The organism is Paraburkholderia sp. BGA-UO-ETr-F21, from assembly GCF_059567925.1.
The window spans coordinates 301,824-327,198 of sequence record NZ_JCAQOY010000039.1; the positions used below are offsets into that span (position 1 = coordinate 301,824).

Genomic DNA, 25,375 nt, shown 5'->3' on the forward strand with positions numbered 1-25,375 from the left:
CACTCAAACAATATCTTTCCGCCGTAGTCCTTTGTCCCGTTTCCGTTGCGCGCTCGTCGCAACGGGTAAACGCTTAGTGATCCAGATAAAATGGCTGCCGGCGAAGCTCCGATTGCTGAGATACGCGCGACTGAAGACGCTGCGTTCGACGTAGTGTTGTCGCCGGCTGCGTCGGCGCAGCGTCCCGCGCTCGACGCGATCCGGATCGTCGACAATCTGTTTGCGATCGGGCGCAGCGAGGCACCTTTTACCGACTATCCCGCGGAACGGATTGCGCGCCTGTCCCGCCGTCATGCGCGGATTTTCATGGAACACGGCGCGGTCTACGTGGCCGACCTCGGCAGCAAGAACGGTACGACGGTGAACGGCGTCGCGGTGCGGCAAACGCCGGCCCGCGTGCGCGCCGGCGACGAACTGTGCTTCGGCGGCGAGCTCTGCTACCGGGTGAGCATCGAGCCACGCGCGCGTATCGTGGCGGCTGCCGCTTCTCCCGCCGCGCCGGGATTGCTGCTGGTGCCGCAGCGCGACGACCTCGGCCTGCAACCCATCGAGGTCCAGGCGTTTCCGTTTCTCGTCAGCAAAACAGACGACGTCTTTTCGCGCTACAAGGACCGCTATCCGCATCAGGTCAACTACATTTCGCGGCGTCACGCCCACATCTTTCTGAAGGGCGGTGAGCTGTATGTCGAAGATCTCGGCAGCACCAACGGCACATTCGTCGGCGGAAAACGTCTGGACGAATCCGCGCTGCCGCTCGTAGAGGGAGACCTCGTTGCATTTGGCGGAGATCACTTCGTCTACAGGGTGACGCTGCAGAAGCCCCCTGAAGTCGAGCCCACCGTGACCCAACTCTTTCTCAACCCGGCCGCCGACGAAGCCGGCGATCCAGACAAGACCACGTTCGTTGGCGCCGCGCATTCCTTCCTCGATATCTTTTGCGTCGACCCCGGTCTGCAACGCGAGGACGAAGTCAACGAGGCGGCGCAGTCCACCTCCGCGCACGCCAAGCGGGATGCGCCGACGGGCACGGAAAAAATGGCGAGCGGCACGAGCGGAGCGAATGGCGCCGCGCATGCAGGCGCGGGCAAGCGCAAACCGCAACGTTGGCGCCTGCTCGTGGGTGAACTCGGCAAGGCTTTTGCGATCGGCGACCGCACGAGCGTGCGGCGCATTGCGGTGTGGGGCGGCGTGGCCGGGGTGGTGCTGGTGGCGGTCGCCTCGGCGCTCTACATGCGTGGTTCGTCGGAGCGCGAGTTAAAGAATCTGCTGGCAAGCGGCGATTACAGTAGCGCGGTTACCACGGCAAAGGGCTATCTGGCGAGCCACCCCACGGACACGAAAGTCAGCGCGCTCGCGAGTGAAGCGCTGTTGAAGGCGAAAGTCCCCAACTGGCTGAATGCGCTGGAAAAGGCGCAGTTCGATCAGGCGGACGCGTTGCTCAACGAGATGAGATCGTGGAGTACCAACAATGTGGACGCTACTTCGCTGATCGGCGAATTGCAGTGGGTTGGCGATCTGGAACGCTTCGTGGCGGGCCGCGGTGGCATGGAAGCACCGATTCGCATGTACACGGACGAGGGCAAGATCGGCAATCTGCTGCAACGCTGGGAGGACGACGCGAAGAGCCATCAACGCGCGCTCGACCGGATCGCTTCCTATGTGCCCGTGTTCGCCGACCCCTATGCGCAGGCACTGAGCCATCTGCGCAAACTGGAAAGCGACGATTCGGTTTATCTCGCCGCCATCGACCGCCTGAATGGCACGATTCGCACCGAACTGGCGCGCGACAAACCCGCTGCGCTGCCTCCCGTGCTCGACGATTACGCGCAGCGCTATCCGCGCCTCGCGGGTATAGACCGGGTGCGCGGGGATTTGCGCCAATACACCGATTTGCTGAATGCCGCGTTGAGCCGGCAACTGACGCCATTGCTCGCCATGCTGAAAGCGGCGCATTTCAGCACGCCGCCGTTTCAGGCGCAGTTTCAGCAACTGGCGGCCAGCCGTTTGCCGTCACCCGATGTCATTGCTCGCCATGACGCCGTGACGGCGGCATGGCAGCACGGTGACGCACAACAGGCACTAGCCGGGTTGCAAGCCATGCCCGCCGGGCCGTGGTCCGATGTGCTCGCTGCGGAAATGGCGCACAAGAAGGCTCTGCTCGACCAGTATGCGCAATTGCAGAAAACGCGCGGCGACAAGGATTACGACCAGCGCCTGCTGTCGTTTTACGCAAGCCTCGATCCGGGAATAGACGTGTGGTTCCTGCAGTCGATTCAGAAAGACGTAGCCGCCTTGCACGACAAAGCGTTGGCGCGTGCGCAAGACCTGATGTTGCGCGCTCAAAGCTTGTGGAAGCAGTACCGCGCGAGTGGATCGATCGGCGGAACGCAGCGCCTCGAAGCGGGTATTTCGCCGGGATTTCGCAGCGAGGCGCGTCTGCTTTCGGATGCGCAAACGTCGGCGCAACAGGGCATGCGCATCTACACGCAACTGAAGGCCGATCATCCCGCCGACTTCGACCGTCTGCTCGCCGATATCGACGCCGAAGCCAATTTGCAGCGCCGCTCGCTGACGGAGTTGCGCATGGTGCTGGATCCGGGACTTCTGAAAGCGAAGCTGGCATTGATCGGAGGCGAGCAGAGTGAAACGCGACAGTCACCCTAGACCGTTGTCGGAGGCGCTGGAGGATCACAGTGTCGAAGGCATTGCGATTCTGATGGCGGAGCCGGTGCGGCTCGCGCGCGCGCTGATCTGGGCGATGGTCGCGCTCGTCGTGGTCGGCCTGCTGTGGTCGTTCGTGGGGCGCGCGGACGTGATCGTCAGCGCGCAAGGCACGTTGTCGCCCGAATCGGAGGTGCGCCGCATTTATGCGCCGATCGACGGCGAACTCACCGATCTGTATATCGCCGAAGGGCAACCCGTATCGAAAGGCGACGTGCTCGCGCGGCTCAATGCACGCGGCGCGATCGAGGCTGCCAGCAATGCGCTGCAAGCACAACTCAAACTGGAAGACGCCGAGCGCGACTGGAAGCAGTTTCCCGAGAAGAAGGCGCTGATGGAGCGCAAAGCCGCCGCGCTGAAGGCGCAGATGGAAGTGGAAGCGCGCCAGCACGAAAATCGCGTGTCCGAAGGCACGACCAAACTCGCGGAGGGGCAGAAGGCCGAACTCGACGAAGCGCGCAGCGTGCTCGACAACGCCCGCCGCACGCGTGAAGCGGCGCGTCAGGAACTGGACCGCTACTCGCGGCTCTTTGCGCAGCCGGGCGGCGGCGGCATCGCCGAATTGCAGGTGGAGCAGAAACGCACCGCGGCGATGGAAGCGGATAACGCATACCGTGTCGCGCAATCGAAACTCGCGGAACTGGATTTCCGCCTGAGCCACGAATATGCGCAGGCGAATGCGCAACTGGAAACCAGCGGCCAGCAGACCACCGACCTGCAGCTTCAATACGATTCGGCGGTGCGCGACATTACCGACGCGGAAGACAAGTTGCGCCTGCAACTGCAAAGCGCGCGGCTGGTGTCCGAAGCCGCCGCGCGGATTCGTTTCGAGAATATCGACAAGGACAATTTTCTGCTGATCCTCGCACCGGTCTCGGGCGTCATCACCGACGTCACGTCGACGCAGCGCGGCGACAAGATCCAGGCCAACGCGCCGCTCGGCGGCATTGCGCCCAAAGATGCGCGGCCCGTTCTGAAGATCGAAATTGCCGAGCACGACCGTGCTTTTCTGCACGAAGGTCTGCCCGTCAAGTTGAAATTCAATGCCTTTCCGTATCAGCGCTATGGGCTGATCAGCGGCACGCTGGCCTATATTTCGCCGGCCACCAAACCGTCGTCGACGGACAAGCAGCCGGTCTACGAAGGCCGCGTCACGCTGGACAAGGATTACTACCAGATTGCCGACACGCGCTATCCACTGCGTTACGGCATGACGGCAAGCGCCGAGATCGTGGTGCGTGAGCGCCGCCTGATCGATCTGGGTCTCGATCCGTTCAGGCAGGTGGCGGGTTGACCGCGCGGATCACACGTCAATAAAAGGAGCGAATGAGATGACCGCGATAGTGCGAATCGATGACGAAGTCGTGGACGTGGCCGAGTTCATTCGTCTTCTGAAACTGACCGGCCAGTTCGAGAGCCTGATCGAGCAGATCGTGCGCGACAAGCTCACGGTTCACGCCGCGAAGAAACAGGGCATCACCGTGAGCGCCGATGAAATCCAGCAGCGCGCCGATCAATTCCGCCGCGTGCGCGGCTTGCATCGCGCGACGGATATGAATCAGTACCTCGATGCGCTCAATGTCAGTCTCGACGAATTCGAGGCCTTCATTACCGACGGGCTGTACCAGGAGAAGATGCTCGACGAGATCGGCAACGACGCCGCGATCAAGGACTACTTCGCGCTGAATTCGCCGAAGTTCGACGCGATCGAAGTGAGCCATATCGTGCTCGACAGCGAGGGCAAGGCGAAGGAAATGATTTCGTATCTGCACGACGACCCCGATAGTTTCGCCGACATGGCGCGCGAGCACTCTATTGCTGATACGCGTGAGGCTGGCGGCGTGATTGGCAAGGTGCTGCGCGGCTCATTGAAGCCCGATATCGAAGCGAAGATTTTCAATGCGGCAGTGGGCGACCTGCTGGGGCCTTTTCCATCGGCGGATCGATCGTGCTTCGAGATTTTCGCCGTGACGGCCAAATATCCCGCAACGCTCGATGCCGATGTGGCTTCGGAAGTCCGGCGCCTGCTGCGCGAAAGCTGGCTGATTGCACGCGCTCAGGAGCACGTGATCGAAGCGCGCTAGCGCGTTCGTGCCCTGCACGCCGCATTGAAACAACGCAACTACACGCCGATTCGAGGTCCGCAAGCACATGGATGCACCCCAGACCGCGCCTTCCACAGCCGAGTTTCTAACCTCGGTGGAAATTCTCTCGCCGTTTTCGCGCGACGAGATCGACCGTCTTGCCGAATATGCGCAAGCGCGCTTCTATTCATTCGGCGAAACGGTCTGCTCCGCGGGTGAGACGGCCGACGGACTTTACGTGGTTCGTTCAGGTTCCGTGCGGATCTTCACGGAGGAGCACGGCAAGGAAACCAGCATGGGCGTGCGCAAATCGGGCGAGATCTTCGCCGATATTGCGATGTTGCGCGCCTATGTGCATGAAGCGTCGGTGCGGGCGTCGGCGAAAACCGAGTTGCTGTTCATTCCGCGCGCCGCGATCGAGCCGGTGATCGCCGGCAATCAGGCCGCGCTGGCGTTCGTCGCCAGTTATGTCGCGATCAACTCAGCGGGCGGCTTCGTCGCGCAGTTGTTCGATCTGCGCGGCAAACTGAACAAGGCGGAACTCGAAGAGTATGTGCGCAGCGTGGGTGTGAAGCGGGTCGCCGCCGGCAAGGAGATTCTCAAGCAGGACGGGCGCGAGGACCGGCGGCTGTATGTGGTGCGCCAGGGTGAAGTGCGCATCGTCCGGCATGAGGAAGGCCACGACTACACGCTTGCCACGCTCGGCGAAGGCGAAATATTCGGCGAGAAAGCGTGCCTGATGCGTCAGGAGCAGATGGCTTCGGTTGTCGCGACAACCGACACGCGCCTGCTGGTGATTCCGGAGCGCACGGTTCACTTCATTCTCGAACGCAATCCGAAGCTGCGTGAAGTGCTCGACGAACGGATTCGCTACGGGGACCGCGAGTTACAGCGGCAAAAGCGGGTCGAACAGCGGCGCAAGCTGCCGCTCATGCTCGATCTGCAGACCAAGCCGGAGTTCGGCGAGAAAGTCATCAAACGCTTCGCGCTGGTCGAGCAGGCTGAAGAAATGGATTGCGGCGCGGCGTGCCTCGCGATGATATGCCGCCACTACAGCATTCCAATGACGCTCGGCAAATTGCGCGAGCTAGCCAATGTCACGACTCAGGGCGCCACACTCGACAGTCTCGCCCGCGCCGGCGAATCGCTGGGTTTCACGGCGCGCGGTGTGCAATGCACATTCGATTCGTTGCGCGGCTTCGATCTACCGTTCATCGTGCATTGGGAGGGCTACCACTACGTCGTGGTGTATGGACTCTCCAAAGAGTATGTGTGGGTCGCAGACCCGGCCGTCGGCTTCAAGAAGATGACCGTGGAAGATTTCGAGCGCGGATGGAGCGGTACCTGTCTGCTGTTCACCGGCGGCCCGAATCTGCTGCAAATGTCCGCCGCGCGTTCGCCGTGGATACGCTTTGTCGGCTATCTCACGCCGTACAAAAAGATTCTCGGCCACCTGTTTCTCGCCACATTCGTGATTCAGGTGTTGGGTGTGATTCCGCCGCTGATTATCCAGAACATTCTCGACGGCGTGATCGTGCATCAGAATGTCAGCCTGCTGCATCTGCTGATTGGCGGGTTGATCATCGCTAATGTCTTTTCGCAATTGATGTCGTCGATTCGCGCCTATCTCGCTAATTTCATGGTGCGCAACATGGACTTCGCGATGATGTCGCAGTTCTTCAAGCACACGCTGTCGCTGCCGTTCTCGTTTTTTGCCAAGCGCAAGACCGGCGACATTTTCGCGCGCTTCCAGGAGAACCAGACGATCCGCGCCTTCCTGACCGAATCCACCGTCACCACCGCGCTGAACCTGCTGATGGTGTTCATCTACTTCACGATCATGTTCGTCTACAACGTGAAGATGACGCTGGTGCTGATCGCGTTCGTCATTCCGATCATGGCGCTGACGGCGATTGCCACGCCGAAGATCAAGGGTTATGCGCGCGAAGTGTTCACCGCCTCGACTGAATCGAAGTCGTTTTTGATGGAAGCGCTCGCGGGCGTGGAGACGATCAAGGGCATGGGCATCGAGCGGCCAGTGCGCTTGCGCTGGGAGAAGAAGTACGCGAAGGCGCTTGAAGTGCAATATCGCGCGCATGCATTCAACATTCTCGTGGGACTCGGCAGTCAGTTGCTGAACGCCGCCACGACGATTGCCATTCTCTGGGTCGGCGCGAATCTCGTGCTGGCGCGTGAAATGACGATTGGTCAGTTGATCGCGTTCAACGCATTCATGGGTAGCGTGCTGGGTCCGTTGATGGGTCTGGTCGGCTTGTGGAGCATGCTCAACGACGCGGGCGTGGCGATGGAGCGCCTCGGCGACGTGCTCGATATCGAGCCCGAACAGAAACCGCAGGATTTACCCTCGCGTGTGATGCTGCCCGAACTTCAGGGCGAAATCAGCCTGAGCGGCGTCTATTTCCGCTACGGCGAAAACGACTCGGCCTACGTGCTCGAGAACATCAGCTTCGATATCAAGCCGGGCGAACTGGTGGCGATCGTGGGCCGCAGCGGTTCGGGCAAGACCACGCTCGCCAAGCTGCTGGTAGGCTTCTACACGCCGACCGAGGGCAAGATGACGATAGACGGCTACGATCTCGGCGTGGTCGATAAAGCCTATTACCGTGCGCAGATCGGCTACGTGATGCAGAGCAACCTGCTGTTCTCCGGCACGATCGCGGAAAATATCGCGAGCGGCGACGACGCGCCCGACCGGCGTCGCATCGAGGAAGTGGCGAAAATGGCCGACGCGCACGCATTCATCAGCAAGATGCCGCTCGGCTACGAGCAGATTGTCGGCGAACGCGGCATCGGCTTGTCCGGCGGGCAGATCCAGCGGCTTTGCATTGCACGGGCGCTGTATCACGATCCGCGCCTGCTGGTGTTCGACGAAGCGACCTCGGCGCTGGATTCGCAGTCGGAGAGCAATATCCTCGGCAATATGCACGACATTCTGAAAGGCCGCACGGCGGTGATCATCGCGCACCGGCTTAGCACGATCATGCGCGCGGACAAGATTCTCGTGCTGTACGAAGGAGCGATTGTCGAACAGGGCCGTCACGATGAGTTGATCCAGCGCGGCGGCATGTATTACCAACTGGTCCAGAAACAGTTGAGCGCATGATGATGAAAATACTCGACCAGATTGAAGAGGCCAGCCCCGCGATTTCGTACGCGGGCCTGATCGAGCGGATCGAGATCTTGCGCTCGACGTTGCGCTGGTCGTCGCGGCTGGAGCGCGCGGACATCGACAAACTGCTTCGGCAAGCCACCTCGCTGCGCGACGAGGTGATGCAACTCTCGCACAAAGAGCGTTTCGTGCAAGCGGCGGTGGCCGCCGAACCGCAGGAGCGCGTCGACCAATCACGAGGCGCACGGCGCAAGGCGCTGCTCGAACGCAGCTTCATTTTTGAAGGGACGTTCGGCGACAATCCGCGTTTGCTCGAATCGCTCGAAATCGCCGAGAAAGCGGCGCCGACCGATTTGCCCGTGCTGATCGACGGCGAAAGCGGCACCGGCAAGGAATTGATGGCCAAGGTGATTCACGCCAACGGTTCGCGTGCGGACAAGCCCTTTATTTCCGTGAATTGCGGCGCGATTCCCGACAATTTGCTGGAGTCGGAATTGTTCGGGCATCGCAAGGGGGCATTCACGGGGGCTTCGAATGACCGCAAGGGTAAATTCGAAAGCGCCCATACCGGTACGATTTTTCTCGATGAGATTGGCGAATTGCCGCTCGCCGGGCAGGTGAAGTTGCTGCGTGTGCTGGAAGCGCACGAAATACAGCGCGTCGGGTCCGATGAAACGATCGCGGTGGATACGCGCATTGTCGCGGCGACCAATCGCAATCTGCGGCAACTTAGTGAAGAGGGCAAGTTCCGCGAAGACCTCTTTTACCGGCTGAGCGTGATTCATGTCACGCTGCCGCCGCTGCGTGAGCGCCGCGATGAAATTCCTTTGCTGATCGCGTGGTTCGGCGATGAAGCCGCGGGTACGCTCAAGCGCAGGCCCGTGCGAATGACGCCGCGTCTGCGGGACTTTCTGCTGAACTATGCGTATCCGGGCAATATCCGCGAACTGCGCAACGTGATGTATCGCGTATCGTGTCTAGCCGGCGATATGGCCGATGTCGATCACTTGCCGCAGGACATGCGGCCCGCGGCGCCCGGATCCGCGGCGTCGTTCAACGCGGCGACCACGACAGGGCAGGAGCCGATCAGCGTGACGAACCTGATGTCGCTGAGCGACGCAAAGCGTGCGGCCAGCGACGACGCCGAAAAAGCCTTTCTCGAGCGCGGCCTTCGCGAAGTGAGCGGCACGGTCGCGGAACTGGCCCGCCGTATCGACATGAACCGTTCGCATCTGCAGATGCTGCTGAAGAAGCACGGCCTGCATTCAAAGGACTTCCGCAATCGCAATGTGCCGGCCGCTAGCCGGAACGGCGCGGACGAGCGCGACGACGAAAGCGAAGAGACTTGAGTCCGCAACATTAATCGCTGTCAGTGCAACGGGCTCAAGGGGATGGGTTCAGCAAGGTTTTGTCGGATGCGTTCGGGTCTTCGGCGCGTACGACCACGGCGGTGATGTTGTCGCGGCCGCCGCGCGCGAGAGCCAGCTCGACGAGTTCTTCAGAGGCGTTTGCGTTCGCCGCCTTGCTGAGCACCGCGAGCATGTCTTCTTCGCCGACCTCGTTGCTCAGGCCGTCGCTGCAGAGCAGGAAGATGTCGCCGTCCATCACTTCGATGGCGTCGTCGTCGAGTTCGAGTACGTCTGTCGCGCCAACGGCTCGCGTGATCATATGCTGCGCCGGATGGTGCCGCGCCTCTTCCTCCGTGATCACGCCGAGTGACTTGAGCGCTTCAACCTGACTGTGATCGCGGGTGAGTTGCCGCAAGCTGCCTTCGCGCAGCAAATACAGGCGACTGTCGCCGGCCCACACATAGCCGCAGAAGCGGTCACAGGCAAGCAGTGCGACGACTGTACTGCCGATACGCTGCACCTGGCGGCGCGCGGCTTCTTCCCTCAATTGACGATTGGCGCTTTGCAGGCGCGAGCGCGCGTCGGCGACGAAGGCCTTCATGCTGACCGGCGAGGTCAGCCGGGCGAGCGCGTCGATCACCAGACGGCTCGCCAGATCGCCGACCGCGTGCCCGCCCATGCCGTCGGCAACGGCCCAGCGCCCGAGGTCGGACTGGTCCAGGCAGGCATCTTCGTTGATTTCGCGGACGCGTCCGGGATCGGAACGCGCTGACGACGTCCAGCGAAATTGGCTCGCACAGGTCACAACGTTTACACCGTATCGTTTCTGCTGCGTGCGTCGGGAGAGACACTGATGTTCGAGTTCGCGCCGGTGTTGCGGACGTCGACCGACTGGAACGTGTTGATCATCTGGTTAGCATAGAAGTTGTTGGTCACGTCGTACAGGTTCACGACGGGACCGATGCTGGGCGTGCTGCGTACGTAAGGCTGAATCCAGCCATACACCCACGGTGCGCCGCCGCCACCGCGAATCGCTGTCATCGCCTTACGGTCTAGCGCGAGGTTCAGCGAGAGGTCGTTCACAGTAATAGAAGACATGTCGTTCTCCGGTTGGCCGCGTGTAACGCGCGCGGTGACGCGCGGTTTTTAATGAATCTGGGCGTTATATTGCAAGTGCCATGCCAATTCGCCGGCCTTTTTCGTGGTTTGTCGTCATGCCTTGATGGCCGGGCGATTGCGTGCCTTGGCGCACATACCGGATGAGCGCATGCGGATTCATCGGTCGGCTGCAAGCCAACAAGCGCGAACGCTAACCGGTGTCGGACCCAACAGATTCTTGCGTCCCAATGCCCCCGCTATCGGACCGGCTTCCACCTCGTGTGGCAACCGTAAATGAGCGTCGTACGCCAACACTTCGTCGAAAATTCTGTCGGCTCACATCGCACACTCGTCGCATCCGAAACGCTCCAATTTCTCGCGAAGCCCTTTAAATAAAGGCTTTTGCGCGCATGGCCCGGATGATGCAAATAACCTCGCAACAGTGTTGGAAATCGAAGCGAGGCCAGCCATGAACACGAACCCTCTTCAGACGAGCAGCGACAGCAGCGAAGACCGCCGCGACGCCGCGTCCACCATCGACCTGCCGATCGGCGCGCATCTCGTCACGCAACGTCGCGGTTACGAACACCACGGCATCTATGTGGGCAATGGCCGCGTGGTTCATTACGCGGGCTTTGCGAGTTCAGCGCATCGCGGCCCTGTTGAGGAAGTGGAACTGGAACGCTTCGCTGCCGGACACCCGCTGTCGATCCGTTCGACCCCGTCGGCCCGCTACGTCGGCGACGAAGCCGTGCGCCGCGCACGCTCCCGTCTCGGTGAAAACCACTATCGCCTGCTGACGAACAACTGCGAGCACTTCTGCTCATGGTGCCTGCTCGGCGAAAGCCGTAGCGAACAGGTGCATTGCTGCCTGCGCCATCCGCGTACCGGCATGCATGCGCTGGTGTGCCTCGTGAAGGCTTTCGTGGAAGCCAGCGCGAAGGGCGCTCAAGGTTCCGTGCAGTTGGCGTGAGCCGGCCACATCCCGTTTCAGTGATTCAAACATTCAAGCATTCAAGCATTCAAGGAGAACATCATGGCTGCCGCGGAAAAGACCTTGCATTGGGCTGTGGACAAATGGCTCGCCCCGACCCCGTCGATGCCCGCACGCGTCGTGCAGTTTTGCCACCGTGCGTCGCAACATCAGCGCTATGTCTGCGTGGAAGCCTTGCGGCCAGGCGGCCTGCTGTCAATCTTCTTCTTCCGTCATGACGACGGCTCGTGGAATGTGTTCCCGCCGCAAGCCGAACGGCCCGCAATGAACGGCCATCGCCGCACGGCGCTCTGCTAACTGGCTAGTTGCGCGCCTGCGCGGCCGCTTCCTTGATGATCCACTGATTGAACAGCAGCATCGCCGGTGTCATGGGTTTGCCCTTCAACCATGTCAGCCAGTAACTGCCGGCGTGAACCTTCACCTCGAACGGGCGCACCAGCCGGCCTGTGTTGATCTCGTGATCGAACATCAACGCGGGCGCGAGCGCGATACCCGCGCCCTGCATTGCTGCTTCCACCATCAGCCGCGACGAATCGAACACCGGCCCGCGAATCGGTCGCGGCGGAATACCGGCGGCCGCGAACCAGCTCATCCAGTCGTCGGCGCGATAGGAGCGCAGCAAGGTCTCGTTGGCGAGATCGTCCGGCTTCGACAGCCGCGCGGCGATCTCCAGCGTGCACAGCAGCGCGAGCGGCGCGTCGAGCAGCCGCGTCGCGAGCGAACCGGGCCACGTGCCGTCACCGAAGCGGATCGCGAAGTCGAGACCTTCGGTGGCGAGGTCGACCAGGTTGTTGTTGGTCAGCAGCCGCAGTTCGACGAACGGATGTGCGTCGCGAAACGACTTGAGGCGCGGCATCAGCCAGCCCACCGCGAATGTGCCCACCACGCCGAGCGTCAGCACCTCGTGAAAGTGGCCGCCTTCGAATTGCTTGAGTACGGCTTCGATCCGATCGAATGCGTCGGTCAGCACCGGACGTAGCGCGAGGCCCTCGTCGGTCATGGCAAGGCCGCGCGGCAGGCGCTTGAAGAGTGCAGTGCCCAGCCGCTCTTCCAGGGTTCTGACCTGCTGGCTGACGGCGGCCTGGGTGACGTTCAGTTCGAGCGCCGCGCGGGTGAAGCTCAAGTGCCGCGCGGACGATTCGAAAGCGCGCAGCGCGTTCAATGGCAGGTACGGTCGCATGGCGAAGGCATAAGATTTTCTTGTGAGTTGGCTAACTTATCATCGTTTGTCAGCGGCTGGCGGAAAACCGATAGTTGCGGCTTCACACAAAGGAGCGGCGATGATCACGAGACGAAAGTTCGCGGGCGCGATGCTGGGTGTTTCAATAGCTGGGGTTGCGGTTGGCAGTGCCGGCGCGTTCGGCAAGGCGGTTAAAACGGGGGCCACCGCGCAGGGGCGCGAATTGGCCCGGGCGGATGCGATCCGTCGGCGGCTTGCCGAAATCGAGGCGGCGAGCGGTGGGCGCCTGGGGGTGTCGATCGTCGATACGACGTCGGGCTTGCACGCGGGTCTGCGGACCGACGAGCGCTTCCCGATGTGCAGCACCTTCAAGGTCCTGGCGGCGGGCGCCGTGCTGGCGCGCACCGACCGCGGCGCGGAAGATCTGCAGCGGCGCGTGGTGTTCTCACATAGCGACGTGGTACCGAATTCGCCCGCCACGAGCAAACACACGCGCGAGCTGACCGGCAACGCGGGCATGAGCATCGCCGAGTTATGCAAGGCGGCGATCACGCTGAGCGACAACACGGCAGCCAATCTGTTGCTGGCGACTTTCGGCGGACCGGCAGGGTTGACCGCATTCGCGCGGGGGCTGGGCGACGGCATCACGCGTCTGGATCGTAACGAGCCGACGCTGAACGAAGCCATTCCCGGCGATCCGCGCGACACCACCACGCCTAACGCCATGCTCGGCAATCTGCGCGAGCTCCTGCTCGGCGAGTATTTGGCGTCGTCGTCGCGGGCACAACTGCTGGCGTGGCTCGCCGCCAACGAAACCGGCGGAGCGCGGCTTCGCGCCAAGTTGCCGAAGGGCTGGGGCGTGGGCGACAAAACCGGCACTGGCGATCACGGCACCGCCAATGACATCGCGATTCTGTGGCCGCCCGGCCGCGGCCCGGTATTGGTGACAGTGTATCTGACTGAAACGGATGGCAACGCGGCGCGCAGCAATGCGGCGATTGCGGATGTGGGCGCGCTGGTGGCGGCGTCCATCTGAGCGCGGCGCGCAGCGGGTCGCGCTGGCAACCTGGGCCGCGCGAGAGTGCGGCGCGCCTCGCCGAAATCCGTTGCGGCAGTCTAGCTGGCTTGTGCGATTCGTGAAGCGGCCGGTGCGTCCGATGCGGACCGGGAGCTAGCCGCTGGGGCCGCGGCCGCGGGAATCAGCTTGCCATTCACCAGCAGACTCAGCGTCTTCACCACCAGGATCCCGATGATCAGATTCGCCGCAATGAACAGAAGCGGCGCGGCCCATTCGAGCGGACCCGTCGCGCCGCGTTCGACCATCCGAAGGGCCATGGTCGGCAGGGCGGCGACGCCGAAGCTGAAGGCCCAGTAACCCGGCGTGAAGGCCTGTTGGCGAATCCACGGCAGCAGGCGCAGGAGCAGCACCGCCTGGTACAGGCCATAGCCGAGCAGCACCAGGGCAAACAGGTCAGGCGTGCCGCTGCTCAGGCTCAAATAGGTCACGCCACCCACCACCGGCGGCGCGAGTTGCACGCCGAGCAGCGGGCGCAATGCTTCGGGCAGTGGTTCATGCACGGCGGCGCGGTGCAGGATCAGCGATTCGATTGCAAGCCACGACAGCACACCCGCGCCGAAGAGAAGCCCGCCCAACTGATGGAACCCGAACGCGGCCGCAGCCGTGCCGGCAACGAAGCTCGGCGCTACCGTCGGCAGATAAATGGCGGGCGTTACCAGTTCAGGCTTGCGCCCGCCCTGCCAGAGCCGTCCATGCAAATACACGCCAAGCGCCAGTTGTGCAATCGCGGCCACGCCGAACAGAGCGAGCGCCAGCGTATGCGCGTACGGCTCTATCAGTTGCGCGGCGAGCAGGCTCGAAACCGGACCGAGCGCCGCAAACGACGATTGCACGGGATGCTGCATTTCCGCGCGCGCTTCGGCGCCATGCGTCAACCATTTTTGGCCGTAGGCGGCCAGAATGACGAGCCACACGACGAGCGCGGCCACCGTCATCAAGCCGCCTATCGCGGCCGGCAGGTGCCAGAGCCTGATCGCCACGCGCCACAAATTGGCAAACGCCAGTGCGCCCACCGCGATCCCGAAGAAAGCAACTGGAATTCTCCCGCGATTGCTGCTCATCACCGATCCTCCGAAAGTTGCGTCGCGCTCCAGTGTTCCGGTATCGCGCGATCGATGACGTACTGTAAAAGGCTGCGGCAAAACGCAGAATGCTGGGTGCGCTCAACAAATGGCGCGATCGTCTCAAGATGCCGGGAGCGGCATGGGCTGGGAGGTGTTGCCCGCGTTGCGCGTGGTTTCGCTGGCGTTCCGAATGTCGCACGCAGCGGTGAAGGCGGGTTGCGGCCGGGCGCTTTCGCGTTTAGCGCGTCGGCCCGCCGAATCAGCGGCCTGACGTTGCTTTATGCGGCCATGCGCTGAAGCATCGCGAGCAATGCGTCGAATGACAGCGGCTTGCGGGCGTATGCGATGGTGGGGTTCGGCTGCGTGGGGATATCGGCGGCCGCGCTGCACAAAATGATCGGAATGGCGCGCAGATCGGGATCGGCGTTGAGCGCCGCGCACAACTGCAGCCCCGACATGACCGGCATCATGCAGTCCGAGACGATGATGTCCGGACGGGTCTTGCGTATCTGTTCGAGCGCGGCGGCCCCGTTCGACGCGACCAGCACCGTGTAGCCGTGCCGCTCCAGCAGCAACCGCCACACTGTGAGAATGTCGAACTCGTCGTCCACGACCAGAATGGTTTTCATGGGCGGCTACGTATTTCGCCGTGGCGGCAGCGTGGCCGACAGGCCGGTCGCCGGATACACGTTGGCGGGGTTCGCCAGGGTGTCAATCACGTCGAGGCCCTGAGCCGAAATAACGAGTTCTCGCAAGGAGGTGTCGTGAGCACTCTCACGTTGCTTGACCACGGAAATCATGCGCCGTAGGCCCGTTTCCGTTTCGGCGTAACGCAGCAGCAAGAGGTTTTCGGTCAGCGCCGACATCCGCACGCTCTTCGCATGGCCGGGGTCGGCATAAAGCGGCAGCTCTTCAGTCAGCAGCGTGGTGACACAGGCTTCGCGAAGCTGGTGCAGCAGCGCATTCAGGAACAGGCCAAAACGCTCGGGGCGCAACGCGGAATCGCGGAACCCCTCCACCCCGTCAATCACGATGCGCGACGCGCCGATCTTCTTGACCGTGGCGAGTGCGGTGGCCGCAAGCTCATCGACAGCCAGCTCGACGGCCGGTTGCCACTGGACGACGAGCCGGCCGTCTTCGTGAGCCTCGGTGAGCCCGATCGATACGGCCTCGGCTTTACCGATCAGCCGCTGCGGACCTTCGTAAAAGCCAAGGTAGACGCAGCGCTCGCCGCGCGCGACGCCGGCCGCAAGAAACTGCAGGCACAGCAGCGTCTTGCCGACGCCCGACGGCCCGATCAGCGTAGTCGTGGAGCCTTGCGCAAAGCCGCCGCCCAGCAGGCTGTCGAGATGCGGCAGGCCAAAGCCGAGGCGCGCTTTCAGATCCACAGGACCCGGCGGCGCAGCACATTGCGCTTCGAGACGCGGGAACATCAGGAGCCCGCTTTCGGCAATGCGGAAGAAATGCTTGCCCATTAAATGATTGCGCGCGCGCATCTTGTGGACTTCGATTTCGCGCGCGCGGCGCATGCCGTCGTTGTACCGGTTCAGTTCGATCAGACCGTCGACCAGCGTATGCTCCGGATGCGGTTCGTTACCCGAGAGCGGCGCGAGCAGCAAGGTCGTGCAATCCATGGCTGCGACCAGCGCGTTCAACTCATGGATAAATTTCGATAGCGACAACTCGGTTTCGCTGAATTCGCGCGCGCTGCGAAAGCCGTCGATGATCATGAGGCTCGGGCGGTAATCGTAAATGCTCGAGGCGATCAGTTTGAGGAAGCCGTCGAGACCGTCCTGCATCAGTTCGTGATAGCCGGAGACGAACAGCATCTGCTGTGCGACCGCTTTTTCATCGAAGAAGCTCAGACCCTTGAGATGCCCCAGCAGCTTGTCGTGCGATTCGGCGATCAAGGTCATATACAGCACCTTCTCGCCCTGGCTTACACGATGAAAACCAATCTGGCTCGACAGAATCGTCTTGCCGGCGCCGGCCATGCCTTCCAGCAGGTAGACGCCGCCGCGGACCAGACCTCCGCCCAGGATCTCGTCGAGACCGGGGACGCCCGTTTCCACGTTGGATCGGGAAGACGACGGAGATTCGTGGATAGTCATTGTCGAAGTGTCATTCAAGGTGCGCAGAAGCGACGGCCCGCACTCGAACCGTCTGTTACTCAAACTACATTTACCAGCAATTCGCGTTCCCGCTGTCGCACGGCAACGCTCTCGCGTGGGCGCGGATGCGGGGGATTCTATCTGGTGACGGCCCGGTTGGCGAACCGCCACTCGGGGCGGCGCGGAAGGGACGCGCGGCCAATGGGCGCGAACGGGCCGATCCGATGGCCGCCATATAGGCAAGCTTTTCAATCGATGCAATGGCAACCGAAAGAAGAGTGGCGGCGCCGCGCCGTATACAATTCGGCAGCGCCAGATTTCTGCCCACTTTTCGCCATTCCCGACCTGATCCAATCCATGCCGAATTTGACCCGGGCCTTCCTTCTCGGCCCGCTCCTGAAAGGCGTTTCACGCTCCTTTTATCTCACACTGCGCGTGCTGCCCACCGGGATGCGCGATCCGATCGGACTTGCCTACCTGCTGGCGCGCGCGGCCGACACGATTGCGGACACTTCGCTGATCTCTCCGGAACAGCGCCTCGCCTTGCTGCTGTCGCTGCGCGATCAGGTGAACGGCGCAGCGGACGACGATGTGCTGTTCCAGCGCATGGCGGCCGAAGTGGCCGGGCAGCAGGTTCAGTCGGATGAGAAGGTGCTGCTCGAATCGCTTGGCCCGGCGCTCGACGTGTTGTTGCAACTGAGCGAATTCGATCGCAAGGCCGTTCGCGAGATCGTTTCGACGCTGACCGAGGGCATGGAGTTTGACCTTCGCACCTTCCCGGACGAACGTTCCGGCCAGATTGCTGCGCTGCGAGAATACGAAGAACTCGACCGCTACACGTACCTGGTGGCGGGTTGCGTTGGCGAATTCTGGACCACGATGACTTACGCGCACATGCCCGGCACGCTGAAAGAGCAGCCCGAAACCATGGCGCGGCGCGGTGTGCGTTTCGGCAAGGCGCTGCAGATGACCAACGTGCTGCGCGACTGTGGCAAGGATTTGCGGATTGGCCGCTGCTACCTTCCGCAGACTATGCTCGACCGATATGGTCTAAGCGCGCAAGACCTGCTGCTGCCAGCCAATTCCGTGCGGGCCCGGCCGCTGATGATCGAGCTCCTGCGGAAGACACTCGATCATTTTCGTGAGGCGCTCGACTATACGCTGGCGATTCCGGCGTTTGCGGTACGACTGCGTCTCGCGAGCCTCTGGCCGATTCTGATCGGTCTGGAGACGCTCATCCTTCTCGTGGACAACAATGCCTGGCTCGATCCCGAGAAAGTCTCTAAAGTCAGGCGAAACAAGGTGTATCAGATCATTGCTTCGTCGCTGTTGCTGGTGCCTTCGAATGGGCTGGTGCGCCACGCTGTCGAACGGCGGATCAGCCAGATCGAAGCGCGTTTCTGAATGTCGTGAGCTGTTCGTTGTTTCGGTAGGGCGCCGCACCGTCTCCCATGCAATGTGGGAGAGCGTACCGAATAAAAACAGGGTGGGCCGTAGTTTGACGGACAACTCCTTTGTCCGATTCAGATTTACATGGCGCTTACCGGCAAACAACATTGCGACACGCTGGACCTGATCCGCGCATTAGCGGCGGGCGCGGTGTGCGTTAGCCATCTGCGCAATCTCATGTTTGTCGATTACCGCGCGAGCGCCGGAATCGGGCTGGCCGGCAAGCTGTTTTATTTCATCAGCAACTACGGCCACACCGCGGTGATCGTGTTCTTCCTGCTGAGCGGATACTTCGTGGGCGGTTCAGTGTTGCGCCAGGTCGAGGCTGGAACATGGAACTGGCAGCGTTATCTGACCGAACGCATGTCGCGGCTGTGGATCGTGCTGATTCCCGCATTGCTTCTAACCATGTTCTGGGACCGCATGGGTATCGCGCTGGCAGGCGGGCCGTTCTATCTTGGCACCGAAGGTACGTTCGATCAGCAGATCAACGTCGCTTCGCATCTCGGTGGCGCGACGCTGGCATGCAACCTCGTGTTCCTGCAGACCCTCGCGTGCGGCACTTATGGTTCCAACGGACCGCTGTGGAGCCTCGCCAACGAGTTCTGGTATTACCTCTGGTTTCCTGCGTGCTTCGTGCTATTGCGTCGGCGGCGAGGCTTTGTGGCCTTCGGCGCGGCTGCATTCGCATTCGCCACGATGATTGCGTTTCCGTCGCTTCTGAACGGGTTCGGACTATGGCTGCTCGGCGTCGTCCTGGTGGTGCTGGAGAAACGCTTTCCGTCGCGCGGCGCGCGTACGGGCTTGCCCTGGTTCACGCTCGCCAGCGGAGCGGCGTTTATCACCGCGCTGGTGTGTTCGCGTTTGTTCCTGTGGAGCAACGATTGGATCGTCGGCGTACCGTGTTTCCTGTTCCTGCGCTGCATTCTTTGGGAAAACGTTCGACTGCGTCCGGCGCTTGTGTCGCGTGTCGCGATACGCTTTTCCGGGTTGTCCTATTCGCTGTATCTGACGCATTTCTCTTTCATTCTATTCGTCGCCGCAGTCGGATTCGGGCAGCGCATCCAGTTCGATGCCCGCGGCGCGCTGGTGCTCATGATCATGCTCGTTGCGTGCTACCTGTATGCGTACGCGGTCTATATGCTGTTCGAGCAGAATACAAAACGTGTGCAGAAGAGCATACAGAGGCTTCGCTTTCTGCGCGTCACGCCTGATCCAGTCACCTCGCATAACGGATCGCGCGGAAGCATTACCTGATTTAATCTGCATCATAAAACAGCGTTCGATCGGGAAACCCCTAGGACCACGCATCCAAGGTTCGCGTTAGTCTGCTCAAAAGAGGAGGCGAACCATGAGACAGGCGTTCAATATTGCCGTGGTGCTGCTGCTTGGCTATCTGATGGCGGATAGGGCGCTGATGCGCGCGCAAGCGGGGGAGATGGGGACGATAACGTGCCACCAGGGCGCTGAGCTGGTCAAATCGAACGCGCTGAAAAAAGGCTTTGGAGACATGGGCGCCAGCAGCCAGGGCGAGAATTTTCTATCGAGCTGTCTCGTCACCGGGCGCGGTCAGGTGGGCGATCTGGTGGCGCGCGACTGACGCGATTCGCTCGCCCAATATATGAAGCTGGCCTATACCCGCGTTCTGCCGAGGTTGAGGCGTAGCCAAACCGGTTGCCAGTAAAAAGCGCCCGGACCGCTAAGGTCCAGGCGGAAGCCATCGGGAGCCCGATGACGGAGGTAAGGAATACACAACTGGCCCGCGATCGGGAAGACTCGGTCGCGGGCCAGTTCATTTGAATCAGTGCGCGCATTGTGTCCGCGCGCTGAGCGTCCTGGCATCGCGCAAGCGGCGTTGCCTGCGTGCGCCGGACCGCTGAACAGCGGGTTGAGGCTAGGCTCCTGCCTGATTACCGCTTGGGCCTCGGCTTAGTTGCCGAAGTAGACCGACCTCGGGCCGTTCGCGAGTGCCGGGCGGCCGGATTGCGACGCGCCACTCACCACACCGCCAAAACCACTTTGTGCTGCCTGCGCGGTGCCATTCTGAGCGTCGACGCGAGCTTGCGCGGCCCGAATGTCAGCCGGGTAGTGCGGGTCGTCGCGGCCGGGTTGATAGCCTGCTTTCTCGAGTTGAATCAATTCCGCACGCACTTGAGCGCGGGTCACGGGCTGGTTGGACTGCGCAAACGAAGCGACAGGAGCGGCCAGTACAGTGGCGATAACAACAGCTTGAATGAGCGATTTCATGATCAACTACCTCCAGTTCGGTTTTTTGTGTTGCTACGAGCGTTCTCGTTCGTAGTCAGTGATTGCATTCTAGATTTGCGATCTGGAGAGAGTAATCCCCGTTTCAGGTAATGTTTGTTGCTGAAACTGAGACAAACTGCCATCAACGGACGATGCACATGGAGAGTCGTTCGCCCATCATTGCATCGTCCGGACGTCGAAGCGCGAGTCAACTGCCTGAATAAATCGGACCTTGTCCACCCGGTGCGAACGGCTGAAATATCTCGCCATGCGAAGGAGCGGGCGCTGCTTGTGAGCGCGCCGCGGAAGTGGCGGGCTCGCGTAGCGTGACGGCGCTGTCCGGCGTAATGGGTACGCTGGGCTTGGCGAGTAACTCGGTCTTTCGCATCGATCCTACCGAGGTGCCGAAGTAGTAGCCGATGATGCTGATCCACGCCGTTCCCAAAGCGCCGACGATCACGTTGACGAGATCCTTGTTCGGCCCCGGAAGCGGTTGGAACGCCATGAGCAACAGAATGCCGAAAAAGCCTGCCGTCACCGCCATGGCGAGCACTTTGGGCACCCAATCCTTATTGCTGATACCCATTGCGCGCGCGTCGGCCCGATCGGCGGCCTGAATACGCGCCATGTCGCTTTCGTGCGCGAGGCCTGCCTGGGCGGCAGTGACCATCAGTTGTTGCAACTGCAACGAGTTCGCGCTCTCCGCCTGCCGGATCTTCTCCATTGCGCCGGGATCGTTCAACGCGGATTCCACGAAGGTGGGGTCGCTCGGCGTTCCGAGTGCATGTGAAATGATCGACGCTGCGGCGGTGACACCGAGGCCGACCGGACCACCCACGAGCCCTGCGAGAAGCGGGGCGGTGCTGCCAATGTTCGATGCTACTTTTGACCAGTCCATCATGCTGCTCCAAGGAGAAGGTTAGCGGCCATTCTTTCTGTCCATCCACGGCTGAAATTGGGCCATGCATGCAGGTTCCGCAGGTAACGCAAGCGATAGGCGGCAAAGCGCATGACAAACTTCAGCGGGTCCGCGCTTTTGACCGCGTCCAGGGTGTCCGGGCCGAACTTGCCGTCTTCTTGCGCGCCGGACGCTTTTTGCATCCACAACACCACCAGTCCGCCGTTGTAGTTGGCGTCGAATATCTGGAACGCCACTCGCGAGTCGAGTTCGTCGAGGTGCAAGGGATCCCAGTACCGTTGTTTCGCGATCTGTTTCGCGGTGTCCAGCGGCAGATCTTTCATGGCGCCGGTATAGCCCTGGCTGCGCGCCACGCGTGCTGTTACGCCCCACATCGTTTCTCCGCCAGGATCATGCGGATTGAAGGAGTACCCGCCTTCATTTCCGATCAGAGCCTTGAACGCTTCATCGAAGTTGTCCATCGATCATCTCCTCTTCCACTGTGTGTATGACTGCAACGGTAAAAGTGTGTCTGGGCCGAGCCGCTTGCGTGGCGGTCCATCCGGTACTACTGGGCGCCTGTTAAGCGGTTTGAAACGGAAGTGCTGCGGGGGGATGGGAAACCGGTCTGACTTGACTATCGGGTTTCGTCATGTCGCGGCGATCGCCTTCCTGAACCGCTTTGGCGACGCGCGCCAGACGACTCTCCCGCGCCGACAGACTCCCTGCGTCGAGTTGCAACGCTTGCGCATATTTGCGCGAGGCGCCGAGCAGATCGCCTTTGCGATCCAGTGCGCGGCCCCATTCCGCGTATGAAGGCGCCAGATCCGGGCGCAGTGCGACCGCGCGGGAGAGCTTTTCTATCGCTTCGTCATATCGGCCGACAGTGACGAGCGCTTCGCCCCAATCGTGCAGGTTGTCGACGGAATCCGGCTTCATGCGGTCCGCCTGCTTGAATGCGTCGAGTGCTTCGGAGTGACGATTCGCATGCAGCAGCACGTCGCCGAGAAGGCGCAAATTTTCGGCCGTCTTCGATTTCTCGCTCGCGCCGGCTCGCAATGCTTCGAGTGCGTCGTCGATGCGATGCTGCTGTTCGAGTGCAATGCCGAGGCTTGCACGCAGCACCGCCGAATGTGTGTAGACGGTCAGCGCTTCGCGGGTCTGCTGTTCGGCTTCTTTGGAGAGTCCCTGATTGGCGAGCAGCCACGCTTTGCCGGCGAGTGCCCATTCGCCTTGTTCGGAGGCGGGCAGTGCCAGAACTTCGTCATAGATCGAGACGATCTCGCCGTAATCACATTGCGCGAGCGAGCATCGGGTTCTCTGCACTTGCGAATAGAGGTGACTGGCGAGAATATTCGGCTCGGCCAGACGCATGGCTTTGACAGCGATGTCGTTCACGAACTTTTCCAGATCGCGTCCTTCGAAAGGCACCGTGCTTTCACGGGAATTGAAGGGGCCACCTTCAATCTGCACATGGGCGATGTAGGAATCCGCGCTGTCGTTCACCTTGGTGATGCCGACGTGAACGACAACGTCCGTGCGCTTGATGATGCCTTTGATGAAACGCACCGTCGTCGCATATGACATTTCCTGACCGGGGATTTGAATGTCCGGTTGCGCGTCGTTATCGGTCATGGTGTCGTGGGGAATCGATTCGGCGTCCTGGCCGATCGCTCTCATCGAAGACATGATGCGTTCCGCGAGGAAGTTCGACGTATAGCCGCGTTCCACGAGCGACTGCGGCGTTTCGACCGGCGGCACCAGCAATTGCCGCGTCAGCACGCCACGTACGACGAGACAGAAGAAGCCGATGGTGAGCACCGCGAAGACCCACGGCAAAACATAGGGCCACAATTGCTTCGGACCGCGCCCGATGAAGCCGGCGGTGCGTAATCCGAACGGCACGAGTCCGTTGGCAAGGTGATGAGTTCGAGTGCGATGCTTCGAACCACTCTCCGCGGAAAAAGACCGGCTTCGCCAATTCACTGGGCGACGCTGACTTTGCACACTCGACATGACGCACCTCGATTCAACCGATGTTGGTAAGTGCACGACTGGATGTCGACTCTTATGCATCGACCGTGCCATAGCGCACGGTGTCTTGTACGGCGGGCGTGTACGGGATGACGGCCGTTGTGAACGGCGCAAATGTGTTGTGCGTGGACCGACGAATGCGGATCGCGAGTTTGTTGGGGTGAGACAGGCGGCGCGAAACGGTGAAGCAGGCGGCCGCCTGTCTACGAAAAATGGCTGCTTCGATTAGACGCCGCATTCGCTTCGTCCAGCCAGACGATCACGAAATTACGGCGTTATTACGCAATGAAGTGGACGATTCACGATCCACGTCATGCCGTCGGTTTCAACGCTATTGCGCTCTTTAATTGCCGCCCTTGAATAGATCTTGCAAGCGCGCCGCTTCGCCGCTTTTCTGCGATTGAACGAGTTGCTGGTAGACAGCTGCGCGTGAAAGTCCTTGTGTGCTTGCAGGGCCGCCGGACATCGAAGTGGTGGCGGGTTGTCCGCCCACCGCGTCGGCTGCCGACGGTTGAGTTTGCGCCGTACTCTCCGTGCCGGCGTCCTGAGCGTGCGCTTGCCATGTCAAAGCGCAAAGCAGTCCGCCTGCGATGATCAGAGCCTTCTTCATGTCCATCTCCTTCAAACCCTCGGCGTCGCTCTCGCGACACCTCATTGCGGAACTTCCGCCGGACCTGCACGCAACACATGGCGTCCAATCCGACGAAACACAGGGCGGAGACGATTACCGGCTTCCCTGTCGAATTCTGCGCAGCGCACCAGAGAGGTGCGTTATCGAAGTGCTTCGTGTAGCAAGGAAAGGCGCGCGCTGAGGCTCTTTTGTTCGGCGACGGTTCAGAGAGCCGTTCTTGCCTCCGCCATGTGAAGCAGACGTATAGATCGGTTCCGGATTCAAGCATTAATCAGCCATCCTGAATGCGTATTTGGAAAAAGTATCGGGGGGTGGAGTGGCGGTGATACGACATGTGTCGGCGGTGGCCAGCGCACAAACAAAAATGCCGTTCAATCCATGATTGAACGGCATTAGCCTTCGACGCAAGGTGTTGCTACTCGGCGTACAGCGACTCCGCGATCAAACGGCAGCCGGCCGCCACTTCAACAGCCGCTGTTCGACCGCAGTCAACAGATAATCCGCTGCGAGTGCGACCACAGCCAACACAATCATCGCTGCGAACACGCCGCTTGCGTTGAATGCGCCTTGGGCAGTGGAAATCAGCAGACCGATACCCTGCTTCGAGCCGAGAAACTCTCCCACGACCGCACCGACCAGCGCAAAACCGAAGCTCACGTGCAAGCTGGCGAGAATCCAGCTCAACGCCGACGGAATCACCACCGAAGTCGTTACCTGCCGGCGCGACGCGCCGAGAATCTGCGCGTTCGCGATCATATAGCGGTCAGCTTCACGCACGCCCTGGAAAGCGTTGGCGAACACGACGAAGAACACCATCACCACGGCCAGCGCCACCTTCGACGCCATGCCTAGACCGAGCGCAATCACGAACACCGAACCGAGCACCACGCGCGGAATCGAGTTGGCGATCTTGATGTAGAGGCTAAATACGTCGGAGAGCAGCTTGTTGCGGCCGAGCACGATGCCGCAGAACACCCCGGCGACCGAACCGATAATGAAGCCGAGGCCCGTTTCTTCGAGCGTGACCCACACCTGGGTGAGCAGCGGACCTTGCGAGGTGCCGTTGACGAACCAGTCGACGATCTGGTCGAAAATCGCGCTTGGCATCGAGAAGAAGAACGGGTCGATCCACTTCAGGCGCGCCGACAGTTCCCACCCGCCGAGTACGACCACCAGCACGACAATACGCAACGAGATCACCAGCGCGTGACGCTGCCGAATGCGTTTTTGGGCCACACGTTCGACTTGCGCGAGCGATGCGGCGTCGATGCCCGAAGGCATCATCTGTTGAGGGGTTGTAGACATGT

At 61.2% G+C, this 25,375-nt stretch carries 23 protein-coding genes; 11 read left to right on the plus strand and 12 right to left on the minus strand.

What is annotated here, in order from left to right; all coding sequences use genetic code 11:
• Positions 1 to 90 precede the first annotated feature (90 nt).
• The 5 genes from AC57B1_RS30895 to AC57B1_RS30915 all read left to right on the plus strand — a co-directional run bounded on the left by AC57B1_RS30895 (position 91) and on the right by AC57B1_RS30915 (position 9,284).
• The gene (locus AC57B1_RS30895; protein WP_496419596.1) at positions 91 to 2,664 is read left to right on the plus strand and encodes an FHA domain-containing protein; all 2,574 of its coding nucleotides are present in this window, start codon (positions 91 to 93) and stop codon (positions 2,662 to 2,664) included.
• Positions 2,642 to 4,015: a beta-barrel domain-containing protein gene (locus tag AC57B1_RS30900; RefSeq protein ID WP_496419597.1), complete on the plus strand. Its 1,374-nt coding sequence runs from the start codon at positions 2,642 to 2,644 to the stop codon at positions 4,013 to 4,015. The genes AC57B1_RS30895 and AC57B1_RS30900 overlap by 23 nt, the downstream gene beginning before the upstream one ends.
• A 37-nt stretch (positions 4,016 to 4,052) precedes the next feature.
• Complete coding sequence (locus AC57B1_RS30905; protein ID WP_091806203.1) at positions 4,053 to 4,805, plus strand: peptidylprolyl isomerase; 753 nt, start codon at positions 4,053 to 4,055, stop codon at positions 4,803 to 4,805.
• A gap of 67 nt (positions 4,806 to 4,872) precedes the next feature.
• Positions 4,873 to 7,929: a peptidase domain-containing ABC transporter gene (locus tag AC57B1_RS30910; protein ID WP_091806206.1), complete on the plus strand. Its 3,057-nt coding sequence runs from the start codon at positions 4,873 to 4,875 to the stop codon at positions 7,927 to 7,929.
• On the plus strand, positions 7,929 to 9,284 hold the full coding sequence (locus AC57B1_RS30915; RefSeq protein ID WP_408342715.1) for a sigma-54 interaction domain-containing protein: 1,356 nt from the start codon (positions 7,929 to 7,931) through the stop codon (positions 9,282 to 9,284). The genes AC57B1_RS30910 and AC57B1_RS30915 overlap by 1 nt, the downstream gene beginning before the upstream one ends.
• A 34-nt stretch (positions 9,285 to 9,318) precedes the next feature.
• Here the strand turns inward: AC57B1_RS30915 and AC57B1_RS30920 are convergent, their stop codons facing one another.
• Both AC57B1_RS30920 and AC57B1_RS30925 read right to left on the minus strand, forming a co-directional pair.
• Positions 9,319 to 10,089 (minus strand): PP2C family protein-serine/threonine phosphatase, encoded by a 771-nt coding sequence (locus AC57B1_RS30920; protein WP_496419598.1) that lies wholly within the window; start codon positions 10,087 to 10,089, stop codon positions 9,319 to 9,321.
• Between the two features lie 5 nt (positions 10,090 to 10,094).
• On the minus strand, positions 10,095 to 10,382 hold the full coding sequence (locus AC57B1_RS30925; RefSeq protein WP_091806216.1) for a hypothetical protein: 288 nt from the start codon (positions 10,380 to 10,382) through the stop codon (positions 10,095 to 10,097).
• A 469-nt stretch (positions 10,383 to 10,851) separates the two neighbouring features.
• Here AC57B1_RS30925 and AC57B1_RS30930 point away from each other — a divergent pair, with 469 nt between their 5' ends.
• Entirely contained in the window at positions 10,852 to 11,355 is a 504-nt protein-coding gene (locus tag AC57B1_RS30930) for a lecithin retinol acyltransferase family protein (RefSeq protein WP_408187407.1), read from the plus strand.
• 63 nt (positions 11,356 to 11,418) lie between these two features.
• Positions 11,419 to 11,673 carry a hypothetical protein gene (locus AC57B1_RS30935; protein WP_091806222.1) on the plus strand — a complete coding sequence of 85 codons (255 nt, stop codon included), beginning with the start codon at positions 11,419 to 11,421 and terminating at the stop codon, positions 11,671 to 11,673.
• A gap of 4 nt (positions 11,674 to 11,677) precedes the next feature.
• Here the strand turns inward: AC57B1_RS30935 and AC57B1_RS30940 are convergent, their stop codons facing one another.
• Positions 11,678 to 12,556: a LysR family transcriptional regulator gene (locus AC57B1_RS30940; RefSeq protein WP_496419599.1), complete on the minus strand. Its 879-nt coding sequence runs from the start codon at positions 12,554 to 12,556 to the stop codon at positions 11,678 to 11,680.
• A 100-nt stretch (positions 12,557 to 12,656) separates the two neighbouring features.
• Between AC57B1_RS30940 and bla the strand changes: the two genes are divergently transcribed.
• Positions 12,657 to 13,592 (plus strand): class A beta-lactamase, encoded by a 936-nt coding sequence (bla, locus tag AC57B1_RS30945; RefSeq protein ID WP_496419600.1) that lies wholly within the window; start codon positions 12,657 to 12,659, stop codon positions 13,590 to 13,592.
• Between the two features lie 80 nt (positions 13,593 to 13,672).
• On the opposite strand, the gene tehA is transcribed toward bla, so the two are convergent.
• The 3 genes from tehA to AC57B1_RS30960 form a co-directional block, all read right to left on the minus strand.
• On the minus strand, positions 13,673 to 14,695 hold the full coding sequence (tehA, locus tag AC57B1_RS30950) for a dicarboxylate transporter/tellurite-resistance protein TehA (protein ID WP_408341893.1): 1,023 nt from the start codon (positions 14,693 to 14,695) through the stop codon (positions 13,673 to 13,675).
• Between the two features lie 281 nt (positions 14,696 to 14,976).
• Entirely contained in the window at positions 14,977 to 15,327 is a 351-nt protein-coding gene (locus AC57B1_RS30955; RefSeq protein WP_091806234.1) for a response regulator, read from the minus strand.
• Positions 15,328 to 15,333: 6 nt separating this feature from the next.
• Positions 15,334 to 16,809, minus strand: a complete 1,476-nt coding sequence (locus tag AC57B1_RS30960; RefSeq protein ID WP_408341897.1) for an ATPase domain-containing protein — start codon at positions 16,807 to 16,809, stop codon at positions 15,334 to 15,336.
• Between the two features lie 357 nt (positions 16,810 to 17,166).
• On the opposite strand from AC57B1_RS30960, the gene AC57B1_RS30965 reads away from it, so the two are divergent.
• The 3 genes from AC57B1_RS30965 to AC57B1_RS30975 all read left to right on the plus strand — a co-directional run bounded on the left by AC57B1_RS30965 (position 17,167) and on the right by AC57B1_RS30975 (position 19,858).
• On the plus strand, positions 17,167 to 18,213 hold the full coding sequence (locus tag AC57B1_RS30965) for a phytoene/squalene synthase family protein (protein WP_496419601.1): 1,047 nt from the start codon (positions 17,167 to 17,169) through the stop codon (positions 18,211 to 18,213).
• Positions 18,214 to 18,342: 129 nt separating this feature from the next.
• Entirely contained in the window at positions 18,343 to 19,515 is a 1,173-nt protein-coding gene (locus AC57B1_RS30970) for an acyltransferase family protein (protein WP_496419602.1), read from the plus strand.
• 94 nt (positions 19,516 to 19,609) lie between these two features.
• Positions 19,610 to 19,858 carry a hypothetical protein gene (locus AC57B1_RS30975; RefSeq protein ID WP_091806243.1) on the plus strand — a complete coding sequence of 83 codons (249 nt, stop codon included), beginning with the start codon at positions 19,610 to 19,612 and terminating at the stop codon, positions 19,856 to 19,858.
• Positions 19,859 to 20,187: 329 nt separating this feature from the next.
• Here AC57B1_RS30975 and AC57B1_RS30980 read toward each other — a convergent pair whose 3' ends face one another.
• The 6 genes from AC57B1_RS30980 to AC57B1_RS31005 all read right to left on the minus strand — a co-directional run bounded on the left by AC57B1_RS30980 (position 20,188) and on the right by AC57B1_RS31005 (position 25,373).
• Positions 20,188 to 20,505, minus strand: coding sequence for a DUF4148 domain-containing protein (locus tag AC57B1_RS30980; RefSeq protein WP_496419603.1), 318 nt, complete (start codon positions 20,503 to 20,505; stop codon positions 20,188 to 20,190).
• Positions 20,506 to 20,713: 208 nt separating this feature from the next.
• Positions 20,714 to 21,403 (minus strand): hypothetical protein, encoded by a 690-nt coding sequence (locus tag AC57B1_RS30985; RefSeq protein WP_496419782.1) that lies wholly within the window; start codon positions 21,401 to 21,403, stop codon positions 20,714 to 20,716.
• Positions 21,403 to 21,885, minus strand: a complete 483-nt coding sequence (locus AC57B1_RS30990; protein ID WP_091806252.1) for a glycoside hydrolase family 108 protein — start codon at positions 21,883 to 21,885, stop codon at positions 21,403 to 21,405. The genes AC57B1_RS30985 and AC57B1_RS30990 overlap by 1 nt, the downstream gene beginning before the upstream one ends.
• Positions 21,886 to 21,985: 100 nt before the next feature.
• Entirely contained in the window at positions 21,986 to 23,419 is a 1,434-nt protein-coding gene (locus AC57B1_RS30995) for a tetratricopeptide repeat protein (protein ID WP_496419604.1), read from the minus strand.
• 361 nt (positions 23,420 to 23,780) lie between these two features.
• Positions 23,781 to 24,047 (minus strand): hypothetical protein, encoded by a 267-nt coding sequence (locus AC57B1_RS31000; protein ID WP_408341907.1) that lies wholly within the window; start codon positions 24,045 to 24,047, stop codon positions 23,781 to 23,783.
• A 462-nt stretch (positions 24,048 to 24,509) separates the two neighbouring features.
• Complete coding sequence (locus AC57B1_RS31005) at positions 24,510 to 25,373, minus strand: ABC transporter permease (RefSeq protein ID WP_408341909.1); 864 nt, start codon at positions 25,371 to 25,373, stop codon at positions 24,510 to 24,512.
• Positions 25,374 to 25,375 lie beyond the last annotated feature (2 nt).